13 protein-coding genes and 1 tRNA gene are annotated in these 13,868 nt (G+C 60.1%); 9 read left to right on the plus strand and 5 right to left on the minus strand.

Annotated elements, in window-relative coordinates:
• Positions 1-53: 53 nt before the first annotated feature.
• From GGU46_RS01805 to GGU46_RS01830, 6 genes are all read left to right on the plus strand, one after another.
• Positions 54-983 (plus strand): phosphoribosylaminoimidazolesuccinocarboxamide synthase, encoded by a 930-nt coding sequence (locus GGU46_RS01805; protein WP_183401877.1) that lies wholly within the window; start codon positions 54-56, stop codon positions 981-983.
• Positions 984-1,067: 84 nt separating this feature from the next.
• A complete protein-coding gene (locus GGU46_RS01810; protein WP_183401878.1) occupies positions 1,068-1,451 on the plus strand; it encodes a nuclear transport factor 2 family protein in 384 nt (127 codons plus the stop codon).
• A gap of 66 nt (positions 1,452-1,517) precedes the next feature.
• Positions 1,518-2,804: a phosphoribosylamine--glycine ligase gene (purD, locus tag GGU46_RS01815; protein WP_215906241.1), complete on the plus strand. Its 1,287-nt coding sequence runs from the start codon at positions 1,518-1,520 to the stop codon at positions 2,802-2,804.
• Positions 2,788-3,504, plus strand: coding sequence for a phosphoribosylglycinamide formyltransferase (gene purN / locus GGU46_RS01820; RefSeq protein ID WP_246398695.1), 717 nt, complete (start codon positions 2,788-2,790; stop codon positions 3,502-3,504). Before purD ends, purN begins: the two co-directional genes overlap by 17 nt.
• Before the next feature lie 107 nt (positions 3,505-3,611).
• Positions 3,612-5,117, plus strand: coding sequence for an amidophosphoribosyltransferase (gene purF, locus GGU46_RS01825; protein WP_183401881.1), 1,506 nt, complete (start codon positions 3,612-3,614; stop codon positions 5,115-5,117).
• A gap of 143 nt (positions 5,118-5,260) precedes the next feature.
• Complete coding sequence (locus GGU46_RS01830) at positions 5,261-6,376, plus strand: AIR synthase-related protein (RefSeq protein WP_183401882.1); 1,116 nt, start codon at positions 5,261-5,263, stop codon at positions 6,374-6,376.
• Between the two features lie 172 nt (positions 6,377-6,548).
• Here GGU46_RS01830 and GGU46_RS01835 read toward each other — a convergent pair whose 3' ends face one another.
• Positions 6,549-6,758, minus strand: a complete 210-nt coding sequence (locus GGU46_RS01835; protein ID WP_183401883.1) for a heavy-metal-associated domain-containing protein — start codon at positions 6,756-6,758, stop codon at positions 6,549-6,551.
• 177 nt (positions 6,759-6,935) lie between these two features.
• Here GGU46_RS01835 and GGU46_RS01840 point away from each other — a divergent pair, with 177 nt between their 5' ends.
• The gene (locus GGU46_RS01840; protein ID WP_183401884.1) at positions 6,936-7,634 is read left to right on the plus strand and encodes a DUF4240 domain-containing protein; all 699 of its coding nucleotides are present in this window, start codon (positions 6,936-6,938) and stop codon (positions 7,632-7,634) included.
• A gap of 20 nt (positions 7,635-7,654) precedes the next feature.
• On the opposite strand, the gene GGU46_RS01845 is transcribed toward GGU46_RS01840, so the two are convergent.
• Both GGU46_RS01845 and GGU46_RS01850 read right to left on the minus strand, forming a co-directional pair.
• Entirely contained in the window at positions 7,655-9,142 is a 1,488-nt protein-coding gene (locus GGU46_RS01845; protein ID WP_183401885.1) for a nicotinate phosphoribosyltransferase, read from the minus strand.
• A 186-nt stretch (positions 9,143-9,328) separates the two neighbouring features.
• Positions 9,329-9,688, minus strand: a complete 360-nt coding sequence (locus GGU46_RS01850) for an STAS domain-containing protein (protein WP_183401886.1) — start codon at positions 9,686-9,688, stop codon at positions 9,329-9,331.
• Positions 9,689-10,005: 317 nt separating this feature from the next.
• Between GGU46_RS01850 and GGU46_RS01855 the strand changes: the two genes are divergently transcribed.
• Entirely contained in the window at positions 10,006-10,689 is a 684-nt protein-coding gene (locus GGU46_RS01855) for a response regulator (RefSeq protein WP_183401887.1), read from the plus strand.
• A gap of 110 nt (positions 10,690-10,799) precedes the next feature.
• Here the strand turns inward: GGU46_RS01855 and GGU46_RS01860 are convergent.
• A tRNA-Arg gene (locus GGU46_RS01860) sits at positions 10,800-10,871 on the minus strand.
• Positions 10,872-11,002: 131 nt separating this feature from the next.
• Here GGU46_RS01860 and GGU46_RS01865 point away from each other — a divergent pair.
• Positions 11,003-12,184 (plus strand): DUF2652 domain-containing protein, encoded by a 1,182-nt coding sequence (locus tag GGU46_RS01865; protein ID WP_183401888.1) that lies wholly within the window; start codon positions 11,003-11,005, stop codon positions 12,182-12,184.
• 226 nt (positions 12,185-12,410) lie between these two features.
• On the opposite strand, the gene GGU46_RS01870 is transcribed toward GGU46_RS01865, so the two are convergent.
• The gene (locus tag GGU46_RS01870) at positions 12,411-13,652 is read right to left on the minus strand and encodes a Pycsar system effector family protein (RefSeq protein WP_183401889.1); all 1,242 of its coding nucleotides are present in this window, start codon (positions 13,650-13,652) and stop codon (positions 12,411-12,413) included.
• Positions 13,653-13,868: the final 216 nt, after the last annotated feature.

Here is a 13,868-nt window from a genome sequence, read left to right on the forward strand (position 1 = left end):
CTCGGCTCCCCCTCTCTGAAGGAGAGGGGGCCGGGGGGTGAGGCCACGATACCATGAACACCCTCAACCACTTCGATACCCCCCAGCTCGAACTGCTGCACCGCGGCAAAGTCCGCGACTCGTACCGCGCGCCTTCCGGCGAGCGGCTCATTGTGGTGACCGACCGGCTGTCGGCCTTCGACTCGGTGCTGGAGACGCCGGTGGCCCACAAAGGAGCGGTGCTGAACGGGCTGGCGGCTTTCTGGTTCGAGAAAACCCGGCACATCATCCCGAACCACGTGATTTCGCTGCTCGACCCGAACGTGACGCTGGCGAAGGAGGCCGAGCCGATTCGGGTGGAGATGGTGGTGCGCAACTACCTCACGGGCTCTATGTGGCGCGGCTACCAGCAAGGCCAGCGGAGCTTTTCGGGCGTGACGGTGCCCGACGGCCTGACCAAGCATCAAAAGTTTCCCGAGCCCATCGTGACGCCCACCACTAAGGAGGAATCGGACCGCGAGATTACGCCCGAAAACCTGGTGGCGGAAGGCTGGGTGTCGGCGGAGCTGTATGAGCAGATGCGGGTGAAGTCTTTGGAGCTGTTCAACTTCGCTTCGCAGTGGATGGCAGAGCGCGGCATCATCCTAGTGGATACCAAGTACGAGTTTGGCCTGCTGGATGGGAAGTTGATCCTGATTGATGAAATCCACACGCCCGACTCGTCGCGGTTCTGGAGCGCCGAGGACTACGCCCGGAACCCCGAGGCCGCAGAGCAGATGGACAAGGAGTACGTGCGCCAATGGCTGATTGCCAACAAGCAGGACGGCCAGTACCCCCGCGCCCTTACCCCCGAAGTTTCCGCCGAAGCCACCCGCCGCTACCTCGATATCTACGAGCGTATCACGGGTGCCCCGCTGCGCACTAGCGATGAAGCTGCTGGCGGCGACGTACGGGCCCGCCTCGTGAACAATCTGGTGCAGGCTGGCATCATGAAAGAGGCCTAAACTCGTTGGTGAGTTTATCCTTGACTACCCCCAATTTCACGGTAAACCCCTTAGTTGAGTTGCGGACGCTATAATATGAAGCTCATGGACGTTGCGAAACAGAAACAACTCGTGCAAGACTACATGGAAGCGTACAACCGTTATGATGTGGCTGGCATGCTAGGCCCTCTGCACGAGGAAGTGGTGTTCCGCAACATCTCCAACGGCGAAGTCAACCTGACCTTAACCGGCAAAGAGGCGTTTCGCCAGCAGGCGCAGCAAGCGTTGCAGTACTTCTCCCAGCGGGAGCAGCGCGTCACGGGCTGGCAAACCAGTACCGATAAAGTAGAAGTGTTGCTCAACTATACCGCCGTTGCCACTATCGACTTCCCCAACGGCCCAAAAGCCGGCGATACGCTGCAGCTGCAGGGAAAGTCGGTCTTTGAGTTCTCGGACGAGAAGATCAGCGCCATTACCGATATCAGTTAGAACAGCTCTGCGGACCTCCGCGACATCCTCTACGCCCTCTGCGGGAACCATCTAAAGAACAACACCTTGAGCACTACCCATAAAACCATAGTACTCCTCGGCGGCGGGGCCCGTGAACACGCTATGGCGTGGAAGCTGACCCGCGACGGGGCCACGGTGCACGTACTGCCCGGCAACGGTGGCATTCCGAACAGCCACCCCGAAATCAGCGCCACCGATTTTCCGGCCATCCAGAGCTTCTGCGAAGCCCACGGCGTGAAGCTGATTGTAGTGGGGCCCGAAGCCCCGCTGGCAGCGGGCGTAACGGATTTCTTCGCCGGTTCTGATATTCGGGTGTTCGGCCCAAGCCGGGCCGGTGCCACGCTGGAAAGCTCTAAGGTGTGGTCGAAGGACTTTATGCGGCGGCACGGGGTAGCAACGGCTATGTCGTGGCAGTACCGCAGCGACAAGCTGGACGAGGCCCGCGCCAAAGCCACGGAGCTGGAGGGGCAGGTGGTGGTGAAGTACGACGGCCTGGCGGCGGGCAAAGGCGTGTATGTGTGCTCGGCTATTGATGAAGCGCACGCGGCGCTGGATGATTTGCAGCAGCAGCATACGGGCTGGTTTAGCTTCCTGCTGGAAGAAAAGCTGACCGGCCCCGAAATCAGCATCATCGGCGTCACGGACGGGAACCGCGTGCGGCTGTTGGCTCCTTCCCAGGACCACAAGCAGCTGCTGGCCGGCGACCAGGGCCCCAACACCGGTGGTATGGGCGCCTACTGCCCCGTCCCGTTCTGCGACGACAACGTGCTGGCCGCCATCCGTACCAGCATCGTGGACCCTACCCTGCGCGGCCTGCAGAATGAGCAATTCGACTTCAACGGCTTCCTGTATTTCGGCATCATGCTCACGCCCCAGGGCCCCAAGCTGCTGGAGTACAACGTGCGCCTCGGTGACCCCGAAGCCGAAGTGCTCCTGCCAGCCCTGGAAAGCAGCTTGCTCGAACTCATTGAAGCTGCCTTGGATGGCAAATTGCAGCAAACGGTTGTGCGCCAGCGCCGCAGCTACTACGTGGGGGTAGTGCTAGCCTCAGGGGGCTACCCCGCCGCGCAGTTTCCAACGGGCTTCCCCATCACCGGCCTGGATCAGCTGCACCCTAGCATCTTGGCGTTTCACGGCGCTACCAAGCAGAGCGCCGACGGCGAGCTGGTAACCAGCGGCGGCCGTGTGATGGTGCTGGTGGGGCATGGTGAAGAACTCGAAGATGCTGTGAATCACGTATATCGGGAAGTAGAACGAGTCAAATTTCAGGATGTGTACATCCGTACTGATATCGGCCAGCGGCCGGAACCGACCCTTGCAGGCAACTGGTAACCATAGCACCCGCAAAGCGCGCCTGGCCATTCTGCTGTCGGGTCGGGGCTCCAACATGGTGGCCCTGGTGCAGGCCGTACAACACGGCGTGTTGAGTGGCCTGGCCGAAGTAGCCGTGGTATTCAGCAACAAGCCCGATGCGCCTGGCCTGGAAACGGCGGCTGCTTTGGGCTGCCTCACTGCCAGCCTCAGCAGCCAGGGCCGCAAGCGCGCCGAGTTTGATGCCGAGGTGGTGGAGCTGCTACGCCAGTATCAACCCGATTACGTAGTGCTGGCCGGCTACATGCGCATCCTGTCGCCGACCTTTATCCGGGCGTTTGCGGGGCGTATTCTCAATATTCACCCCGCCGACACCCACCAGCACCAGGGCCTGCACGCCTACGAATGGGCCTTCGAAAACCAACTGCCGGAAACCAAAATAACGGTGCATTTGGTTGATGAGGGCCTGGATACCGGGCCCATTCTGGCCCAGCACCCCGTTGACTTGCAGGGCGCTGGCACCCTGGCCGAAGTAGAGCAGCGGGGCTTGGCCGTAGAGCACTTTCTGTACGCCGATACCCTGGCCCGCCTTATTCGAGGCGAGCTACCCCGGCGCACTCCTGAAACGGCAGGTACGGCCGTTGTTTCAGTGCATACCCCCGAACCGCTGCTGCCTTCCGCTACTGGTTCTTCTCCGCACGGAGAAGCCGCCGGCGGCTAGGCCACTTGTCCGCCTCACGCCCACGATGCACTAACCCCGCGTTGGTGTTACACTTGCCACCCCGGTAGCGGATTTCACCGCCCACTACCACCTTCCTGATACTTCCCATGTGCGGAATTGTAGGTTTTTACGGTCCCGATGACGTTGCCCACGACATCGTATTTGGCCTGACGGCGCTCCAGCACCGCGGCCAGGACGCGGCCGGCATAGCCACCTTCGACGACAACTTTCACCTCTGCAAAGGCAACGGCCTGATATCCGACGTGTTCCGGAAGAAGGAGCTCAAGAAGCTGAAAGGCAACATTGGCATCGGCCACGCGCGCTACACCACCCAGGGCTCCAACGACGCCGAACTGGCCCAGCCGTTTACCACCAGCTACCCCTTCGGGCTGGCCATGGTGCACAACGGCAACGTTATCAACTTCCGCTCGGCCGCCAAGCGCCTGCACGAGAAGTACCACGTGCTGCCCAAAACCAGCAACGACCTGGAGCTGATCATGTACACCTTCGCCTCGGAGCTGCGCCTGAAGAACCTCGATGCCCTTTCGGTTATCGATATTTTTGATGCGGTAGAGACGACGCAGGAGCTGGTGAAAGGGGCCTACGCTACCATCACCGTCATTGCCGGGCACGGCCTGCTGGCTTTCAATGACCCGCTGGGTATTCGCCCACTGGTGCTGGGCCGCCGTGATACGGAGAAGGGTCCCATCTATGCTTTCGCCTCCGAAAGCACCTGCTTTGATTACCTGGGCTTTGAGTTTATCAAGAACGTAGGCCCGGGCCAGGCCATCTTCATCGACAAGGATTTCAAGGTTCACTACAAGAACCCCTACGCCCAGCCCAAGGCCTTCTGCGTGTTCGAGCACATCTACTTCGCCCGCGAAGACTCCACCATTCACGGCCGGCTGGTGGCCCGGGAGCGGGTGCGGCTAGGCAAGATGCTGGCCAGGAAAGTGATTGAGTCGGGGATTCAGCCGGATATGGTGATTGACGTGCCTTCATCGGGGTACTTCTCGGCCTCGGGTCTGGCGGAGGCTATTGGCGTGCCCTACCGCCGGGCGCTGGTGAAGAACAACCACATGGGCCGCTCCTTCATCGTGAGCAGCCAGGCCGGCCGCGAGGACATCGTCAAGAAGAAGCTGAACCCCATCCGGGAGTTTGTGGAAGGCAAGAAGATTGCCGTGGTCGACGACAGCATTGTGCGCGGCACCACCTCGCGGCGCATTGTGCGCATTCTGCGCGAGGCTGGCGCGGCCGAGGTGTACTTTATCAGCAGTGCTCCGCCCATCGTGTCGCCCTGCATCTACGGTATTGATATGGCCATGAGCACCGAGCTGATTGCGGCCAACTACACCGAAGAGGAAATCTGCCGCTACATCGAGGCCGACAAGGTTATCTACCAGTCTATTGAAGACCTGCAGGAGCTGTTTTCGGAGGACAAAGGCCACGGGGGCAACTGCTTCGCCTGCTTCACGGGCAAGTACCCTACCGGCGACGTCACCAAGTACCTGCGCCACATTCAGGAGGAGCGCCAGAGCCACCGCTCCGACAAAGACAAGAAAGAACAGCCTACCTCCGTCAGCGCCAAAGCTCCCGCACCTACGGAGCATTAACCTTAAAATTCACCTGTCATCCTGAGCGGAGCGAAGGACCTTCTCGCAGTAGTACAGCTGTCATAGGAACAGCTCGTTCTTCGGATATAAGGTCCTTTGCTCCGCTCAGGATAACAGCTATTTCATACGACTGCCCCTCTGCCATGAGCCAGACCTCTGCTGATACTGCCCTTAAAGCCACCGCCGGCTACTCCATCGAAGAAGGCAACGCCGCTTCCAAGAACGCCTACCACTGGGCCCAGAAAACCTTCGCGACCCGTGCCGGCAAGCCCGGCGAGCCGGCACAGGACTTGGCCGGGGGCTTCTCCAACGAAATCCGGTTTGGGGCGGAGCGGTTGGGCATCGGCTCCGATGGTATCGGGACGAAGATTGAGGTAGCCGAGCGCCTGGACCGCTACGATACGCTGGGCTACGACCTGATTGCCATGGTAGCCGACGACCTGGTGGTGGCCGGTTTCATCCCCACCAACCTGTCGAACATCATCGACGTGAACACCCTTAACTACGAGGTGGTGAATGAGCTGATGCGCGGCCTGCACGACGCGGCGCAGTTCAGCCAGATTGCCGTAACGGGTGGCGAAATTGCTGAGCTGGGCAACCGCATCGGGGGCTACCCCGGCGCCCGCATGAACTTCAACTGGTGTTCCACGGCCGTGGGCGTGTTGCACCCGAGTCTGGAGCGGCCCCTGAGCGGCGCCAACGTGCGCGCCGGGCAGGCCGTGGTAGCGCTTCGCTCGCCGTCCTTCCGCTCCAACGGCTACTCCCTGGCCCGCCGCGCCCTCACCAAAACCTTCGGTGAAGCCTGGCACACGGCCCCCTACACCGGCCCCGACGCCGCGGAAATGGGCCAGACCTGGGGCGAGGTGATGCTGGCGCCTTCGCTGATTTTTGCGCCCGGTGTGGTGGCAGTGCTGGATGCGGGCCTACCCCTGCACGCGGCGGCGCACATCACCGGCGGCGGCATTGCCGATAACTTTAAGCGCGTGCTCAAAAACGGGGTAGGCGCCGAGCTGACCAACCTCTTCGAACCGCTGCCGGCCATGCAGCAGCTGGCCGAGCTGGCCGGCATCAGCCCCCAGGAAGCCTACCTCTACTGGAACATGGGCAACGGCATGCTCCTCGTCACCGACGAAGCCCAGGCCGAAGCCGTAGCCGAAACCCTGCGCGCCCGCGGCTACCAGGCCCAGGTGGCAGGACGCATCACCCCGGAGCCCGGCGTGACGCTGCGCGTTGGCGTCGGCGAGCTGCGCTATGAATAACCGTCATTGCGAGGAGGCACGACGAAGCAATTCTTCCTGTTCAATGTGAAGAGCCTTAGAGAAATGAAAAGCCCTTACTACCGCGTGGCAGTAAGGGCTTTTCAGTAGGTCAGTGTTTCGCGCACAGAGAAGGAAGGATTGCTTCGTCGTGCCTCCTCGCAATGACAGGATGCTACGCTGGCTCGATATCAAACCCGGCTTGCGAAACCGACTTCATAATCAGTTCGGGAATGGGGTTTGCGCCCTCCACCGTGAGAATTTTCTCGGGGCTGTTGGTGTCCACGCTCCACTTCTCCACGCTGGCTTCGGCGTCGAGGAAAGGCGTGACGGCGCGCACGCAATTGGCGCAGTTGATGCTGGTTTTAAATTTCAGGGTTGACATGGGGAGGAAGTTCTGGGCCACTGCCGGGGGTAGGGAAGTCGGCAGCGGCGGGTGAGTTGCTGCTATAACAACGAAGTAGCAGCAAAAGTAGCTGTTGCCAGGAGGCCTAGAAGTATAGGCTTTGGCCGAAGGAGTGCAGAGTTTTGCCGTATTTCGGGGCTCTTATTTCTGCCTGCCATGAAGCGCTATTTTATCAACCAAGAAGGTGAAGCCAACAAATTCTGGAATATCGAAATTGATGGCTCAGCTTATTCTGTAATCTTTGGTAAGGTTGGAACGAGAGGTCGGGAAAGCCGCAAGGAATTAGGTGATGCTACTGCCTGTGCGGCGGAAGTATCAAAGTTGATTCAGGAGAAGCAGCGTAAGGGCTATCAGGAAATAGAAGAAAATGCGCCTGTTCCTGAAAAAAAGGCAGCTACATATCGACCAATGGACGAGGCACTGTTCTGGGAAATTTTAGATCTGTTAAATTGGAAGAGAGCTGGCAATGATGACGCAGTGCTACTGCCGGCCGAAAAACGCTTAGCTACATTGCCTCCAGAGGATATTTTTGCTTTTGAGGACATTTTGGCCGAGAAACTCTATCAGCTAGATGGCGAGAAGTATGCCGCGGCCTGTTATCCGGGAGAGGATATCCGGACTATTTCAGGTGATGCTTTCCTCTATGATAGGTGCAGTGTACTTTGTAATGGTCCTGCTTTCTATAAGGCCGTTCTGCAAGACCCTTCCAAATGGCCGGTTGGGTTAGAATTTGAAAGCCTTCTGTACTTAGCAAGCAAAGCGTACACCCGAAAAACCAAGCAAGAAGATTTCCCGCACAACCCTCGCATTTCCTATGAAACTGGAAGCAATGCGGCTGGTTGGCCTTCTGTGTGATGATGAGTGACAAGCCCTGCCTACGCCGGCCGCAGCGGCCGTTTCTCCAGAATCAGGTTGGTGCGGAAGGTGTTCAGGCTTTCTTCCAGACCCACGGGGTAGGTGTGGGGGTTGAGGAAGCGGCGGATGCTGGGGTCGAGGCTGAGGACTTCGCGGTGGGCACGGTTGCGACTTTCCTGCAGGGTAGGCAGTTGGTGCACCAGCTCACCGCGGCGGAAAATGGGCTCCAGCAGCTCCCGGTAGGGCGCATCGGGGCGCACGGGGCGGCGGCGGGTAGCATCCACGGGGTCGATGATGGTGAGGCGCTCGGGCAGGGGCTCGGCGGTGTTGTAGAGCATGTCGGCGCGGGGCTGGCCATGTTCGTTTTGGTAGCGGCGCACCTGCAAGATGCCGGGAATGCTGGTTTTAGCCAGCTGCTCACTGAGCTTGATGGTGAAGTCCCAGCCCGAATCATCAGGTTTGCGCAGGGCGGCCAGCTTGTACACCCCGCCCAGGGCCGGCTGGTCGTAGGCCGTTACGAGCTGGGTGCCGATGCCCCAGGTATCAATTTGGGCGCCCTGTAGCTTGAGGCTGGTAATGAGGTTCTCCTCCAGATCGTTGCTGGCCACGATGCGCACGTTCTCGAAGCCGGCCTCGTTGAGCAGGGCCCGGGCCTCGCGGCTTAGGTAGGCCAGGTCACCCGAATCGAGGCGGATGCCGCCCAGCTCGTGGCCGTTAGCACGTAGTTCGCGGGCTACCTTGATGGCGTGGCGCACGCCTTCCAGCGTGTCGTAGGTATCGACCAGAAACACGGAGTCGTCGGGGAAGGCCTTGGCGTAGGCGGTAAAGGCGGCCACTTCGTCATCGAAGGCCATAACCCAGCTGTGGGCGTGGGTGCCTTTCACCGGAATGTTAAAGCGCTGCCCGGCCAGTACGTTGGAGGTAGCATCAACCCCACCCAGGTAGGCGGCCCGGCTGGCGCTCAGCCCCCCATCAAAGCCCTGGGCGCGGCGCAGGCCGAACTCCAGCACGGTATCGGAGCCGGCTGCTTCCCGGATACGGGAGGCTTTGGTAGCAATCAGGGTCTGGAAGTTCACGAGCGTGAGCAGGGCGGTTTCCACCAGCTGCGCCTGCAGCAGCGGGCCCTGCACCCGAATCAGGGGTTCGTTGGCAAACACCACCGTGCCCTCGGCAATGGCGTCCACGTCGCAGGTGAACTGTAGCTCGCGCAGATAGTCCAGAAACTCCTGCGGAAACATGGCCGCGCCTTTGGCGCTTTGCAGGCCACCCAGGTAGGCCAGGTCGTCGTCCGAAAAGCGCAGGTTCTCCAGAAAGTCAACGGCGTAGGCCAGGCCGGCCGCTACGGCGTAGCCCCCGCTAAAGGGCGGGCGGCGGAAGTACAAGTGAAACACGGCTTCGCGGTCCTGCAAGCCCTGCTGCCAGTAGCCGTAGGCCATGGTAACCTGGTACAGGTCGGTGAGGAGGCTAAGCGAAGGAGCATACAGGCCGGAAAGCGGAGCAGGGTTCATGCAAAGCAACGGTTGAGACACCGAAGCTTACGCAGAATATTTGATTTCGTCGGTGCTCTGCTCCGGGGTGCGGTCCGGAGTGGTAACAAGATGCCCTTACCGGCTCCCGAAAAAAGCCCATACCCGGGGGGCTACCCGGCTGGCCGCTGCGCACCCGAAGCAGCCGCGCCGGAACGGGCGTGAGCCCTACTCGGCGGAAAGCGGAAGCTGGGTGCGGCAGTAGTGCTCCGCGTCCAGCAAGGACGGTACTACCGGCGGGCAGAGGGCCGCGGGCAGGCGGGTAAGTAGTTGGCCGGCCGAGTCGCCGAGGTGGCAGAGCACCAGCGGAATCCGGCGCTCCTGCAGGCGCCGGTAGTAGCGCACCAGCACGCGCAAGGTGGCAAAAGAAAGGTTGCGCAGGTGGCTGCAGTCAATCCAGATGCTGGGTTTGCCGCTACGGCAGGCGCGCCGCAGCGCGTACGAGAGTTCAGCCCCTCCCGTTGGCTCGTCGTCATCGGCCAGAATCAGTAGGTAGCTTTCGGGCAATATCTCGCGGTACACTTCCATGGGGCAGCACAATAGCTAAACAACACCGCAGCCAGAGCCAAAAAAGCACTCGGGCGTTTTCAGTAAACTGTTTACAGTTTGAGAAAAAGTATCCAAATATACGGTGGATAGCAAATGAGGTGATGGGGTAAAACACTGATTTATAAGTAGGTGAATATACGTAACGAGGAGCAGTAACGCTATTTTCGCCGGGCAGCAGGGTGGGCCTGACTGCCCGAGAGCTGCAGGCCGCAGCAGCCTTCAGCTTACTTATTGCGTACTATTGCCGGGCCGCAGGAGCGCGGTTTCCTGCTGCTGAATTTGACTGACCTTCCTCTATGATTCGCATAATGCTTGCTGATGACCACGCCATTCTGCGGGAAGGCATCCGGGCCATTCTCTCCCAGCAGCCTGGTATGCAGGTAGTAGGCGAGGCCGGAAATGGGCAAGTGTTGCTGGAACTGTTGGCCACTACCCCCGCCAACGTGGTGCTCATGGACGTGAACATGCCCGTGCTCGATGGCTTTGCGACCATAAACCTGCTGCGCAGCCGCTTCCCTGAGGTGCGGGTGTTAGTATTGTCCATGCTCGACCACGAAAGCTACGTGTACCGTATGTTACAGGCCGGCGCCCTCGGGTACGTGCTCAAAAACTCCGATACTACCGAAATTACCTACGCCATTCGCACGGTAGCGGCGGGCCGGCAGTTTCTGTGCACCGAAATCGGCCTGAACCTGCTGTACCGCTCGGTTCAGCACCAATCCGTCGCCCCTGAGGCCGCCGAGGCTCTGTCGGCCTACCGCATGTCCTTGCACCGCAATGATGCCATTGAGCTATCGGGGCGGGAGATGGAGGTGCTCAAGCTGATTGCCGAAGGCCTGACCAATGCCGAGATTGCCGAGCAGCTGTTCGCCAGCAAGCGCACCATCGAAACTCACCGCCAGAACATCATCGAGAAAACCCAGGCCAAAAACACGGCCGCCCTCATCCGCTACGCCATGAGCCACGGGCTGATAGAGTAAAGGTGAAATAGTGAGCTGGTGAACCGGTGCGTTTGATGTTCAGTTGGTGCTATCTGCGCCGCCAGAACGTAAAACTCACCAGTTTACCAGCTCACTATTTCACCTTTGTGTAGCCGCGGCGGGAATCGAACCCACATCTAAAGTTTAGGAAACCCTTATTCTATCCGTTGAACTACGCAGCCAGTAGTTGGGCACTGGCGCAAAGTTACGCCGAAAGCAGCGCCTGCCCAAACCAGCAGGCGCTGTGGCTATGCACAGCTGCCCCGCGTAGCCTATCTTGTTTCGTCCTCACTGTTTTTTCTTTTCAGGCTTCATGGGTTTACTGGACGACTTGCGGGCTGACCGGCGGGTAGCAGGCACGGCGCCGCACACCGGCCCCGATAAGCAAGTGCCCGCGCTGCTGCTAATCCCGGATATCAGCGGCTTTACGCGCTTTATTGAGGAGTCGGGGAGCCCGCAGGCCCCGTTTCTGGTGGCCGATCTGCTGGAAATTCTTATCGAAGCCAACACCCTGGATCTGCAGGTAAACGAAATTCAGGGCGACGCCGTGCTGTTTTACCGGCTGGGGCCGCCGCCACCCGTGGCCGAGCTGGTGCGCCAGTGCCGCCGCATCTACCTCGATTTTCAGAACTACCTGCGCCTGGTAGCCCGCGACACGGGCTCGGAGCTGGCCGCTGCCCTGCACGAGCTGGCCCTCACGCTTAAAATTGTGGTGCACTACGGCCGCGTGAGTGTGGCCCGCATCCGGGAGTACACCAAGCTGATGGGCCGCGACGTGATTGTGGTGCACCGCCTGCTCAAAAACAACGTCACGGGCTCGGAGTACGTGCTGCTCTCGGCGGGCTACGTGGCCACCCAACCGCCAACCGCCCTGGCTCAGGCTTTTTCCTGGACGCGCCTGCTGCCCGGCGCCACGTACTACGAGTACCTGGGTGAAACGCCCTACCACTACGCCAGCCTCTCGCCCCTGCGCCTGCTGCTGAGCACCCCGGAAATTGACGACGATGTGCCACCGGGCCGTGGTTGCGCCCTGAAGGTGCGGCGGGCCCTGCGCATCCCGGCCCCGTATGCCCTGCGCATTATCACCAACTTCCGCCTGCGCCCCCGCTGGATGGAGGGCGCCACCGCCGTGCACTACGACGTGACCAAGGTAGGCCGCCTGGGCACCAGCTATAAGGTGGATGTGTTTGGGGGCCAGATTGACTTCCAGGCCGTGCAGCAGTTTGAGGACGAGGATGGGCGCCTGGAGTACGTGGAGAAGATTTCGCACTTCCGGCTTTTCCCCAACACTTTGCTGTTCTACTCCATTGAGGCCGTAACCGCCCATGCGTGCCTCGTGACCATGGAGCTGCGCTACGGCCACATTGCCAGCGCCAGCCGCGTCGTCCGGTTTGGGCAGCTGCGGCGCCTGCACCGGTTTCTGGGTCGCTCCATCCGTGGGCTGGCTCAATTGCTGGGGGAAGTGAGGGAGGTAACAGGTGAGGGTGACAGGTAGTAAGAAAAAGGTGACGAGTAATGACGAAGTGAGGAAAAGGCTGCCATCTTGAGCGCAGCGAAGGACCTTATCACGCGTGAACGAACTGTTGCTACGACAGTCGTTCTGCTGTGACAAGGTCCTTCGCTGCGCTCAGGGTGGCAGCCTCTTTGGTATTTCGTCATTTGTCACACCCCGCCTGTTACCGGCCAGCCGTCACAATTCACGCCCCTCGCCGCTCACTCCGCTATACTTTGTACAGGAGCGCGATACCAAACGACAGGGCCGTCAGAATAAGGCCCACCATGAAAATGGTGTAGCTCAGGCGCAGCAAGCGGTACTTCTTCGTGAGCACGTCGCCGAGGTAGTAAATGTCGGTCACCATGTTGGTGTACAAGGCCTCCTTCTGGCCCATAATCTCCGTCATGCCATGCTGAAAGTCGTCGAGGCTGAGCTTGCTGAAGTTGCCGAAGAAGAGCAGGTTCACGCGGCGGTTGGTGGCAATCTGGGGGCTGCGCTTCAGCCACTTAAAGCTCGTGACATCGGGCTGGGCGCAGAGAATGGCCGTGATAACCGAAGCCAGGGCCGTAGCCAGCAGAATGCCCATGGGCACCGCAATAATGGGGTTCCGGATAAGGCCCACGTTGCTCAGGGCCGCCGTTTTGCTACCCAGCTTGGCGCCGAAATAGGTAATAATCAGGGACATGAGCACCGCGTTCAACGAAATCATCATGTTGGCCTTCTTATCGGCCATGTCCGAGAGCTTCATGTGGTTGCTGTACATGGTCCGGAACATGGTTTCGATGCCGCGCTTGGGCTCAGCGAAGGTGCCTTCGGCTTCTTCCTCCTTCTTCTTTTTCTTCTTCTCGGTTTTCTTGACCAGCTTCCGCTGCTCCTTCACGTTTTCCTTAAACTGCTCCTGGTAGCGTTCCTTGGCCGCCTTGGTATAGTACTTGCCGGCCAGCAGGAAGGCCAGCTGCGTTTCGGCCCACTCCGTGTTCGAGTAGGTTTTGCCCAGCATGGCTTCCCATTCGGCCCGGAGCAGCTCGGCCTCGGCAAAGAAACTCTCGCGGCCCATGTTGCTCATGTCGGCATCCACCAGCAGCTGCTCCAGCTCCGTCTGGCGGGGCGCATCGCGGTGGGTGGCCTTAATCAGGTGTTGCACCAGCTCAATGCGCTCGGGGGGGTAGCCCTGCCGCTGCAGCCACTCGGCGGCCATATCGGCGCTCCGGAACTCGTGCCCGTCGTACACTTCGGTGTAGCCCACGTCATGAAACCAGGCTGCCAGCACCAGCGCTTCCTGGTCGGCCTCGCTTAGGCCAGCCGCTTCGCCCAGGGCGCGGGCCTCCTTTACTACCGTGGCCGTGTGCTTGGGCGAGTGGTACACCAGCTGGGCCGGCAGCTTAGCCTCCAGCAGCGCCTGCACGTGGGCCTTGGCATTTTTAACGATTTCGGCTTTGGCCGGTTTCTGTATAAGAGTGGGTTCCATCAGCGGAGGGCAACAACAAAGAAACAACAGCGAGCGGCTGCTGGGCTTACAACGCGATTCGCGCGGCTTGGTTTTCGGGGCGGCGGCCCAACCGTAGCCGAGCGAATTGCGTAGGGCAGCGCACCATACCTGCACGCATCCGGCACTTTAGCCGTGAGTGGTAAGTTTACCGTATTTCCTGAACATCCGTTCCCCTGCCTTGGTGCCCGGGCAAGC

Source organism: Hymenobacter latericoloratus (genome assembly GCF_014199535.1).
Lineage (GTDB): Bacteria > Bacteroidota > Bacteroidia > Cytophagales > Hymenobacteraceae > Hymenobacter > Hymenobacter latericoloratus.

Excerpts from the sequence above, each read along its gene's own strand:
- GGU46_RS01805 (WP_183401877.1), top strand. The coding sequence starts at position 54 with ATGAACACCCTCAACCACTTCGATACCCCCCAGCTCGAACTGCTGCAC.
- GGU46_RS01810 (WP_183401878.1), top strand. The coding sequence starts at position 1,068 with ATGGACGTTGCGAAACAGAAACAACTCGTGCAAGACTACATGGAAGCG.
- purF (WP_183401881.1), top strand. The coding sequence starts at position 3,612 with ATGTGCGGAATTGTAGGTTTTTACGGTCCCGATGACGTTGCCCACGAC.
- GGU46_RS01830 (WP_183401882.1), top strand. The coding sequence starts at position 5,261 with ATGAGCCAGACCTCTGCTGATACTGCCCTTAAAGCCACCGCCGGCTAC.
- GGU46_RS01835 (WP_183401883.1), bottom strand. The coding sequence starts at position 6,758 with ATGTCAACCCTGAAATTTAAAACCAGCATCAACTGCGCCAATTGCGTG.
- GGU46_RS01840 (WP_183401884.1), top strand. The coding sequence starts at position 6,936 with ATGAAGCGCTATTTTATCAACCAAGAAGGTGAAGCCAACAAATTCTGG.
- GGU46_RS01845 (WP_183401885.1), bottom strand. The coding sequence starts at position 9,142 with ATGAACCCTGCTCCGCTTTCCGGCCTGTATGCTCCTTCGCTTAGCCTC.
- GGU46_RS01850 (WP_183401886.1), bottom strand. The coding sequence starts at position 9,688 with ATGGAAGTGTACCGCGAGATATTGCCCGAAAGCTACCTACTGATTCTG.
- GGU46_RS01855 (WP_183401887.1), top strand. The coding sequence starts at position 10,006 with ATGATTCGCATAATGCTTGCTGATGACCACGCCATTCTGCGGGAAGGC.
- GGU46_RS01865 (WP_183401888.1), top strand. The coding sequence starts at position 11,003 with ATGGGTTTACTGGACGACTTGCGGGCTGACCGGCGGGTAGCAGGCACG.
- GGU46_RS01870 (WP_183401889.1), bottom strand. The coding sequence starts at position 13,652 with ATGGAACCCACTCTTATACAGAAACCGGCCAAAGCCGAAATCGTTAAA.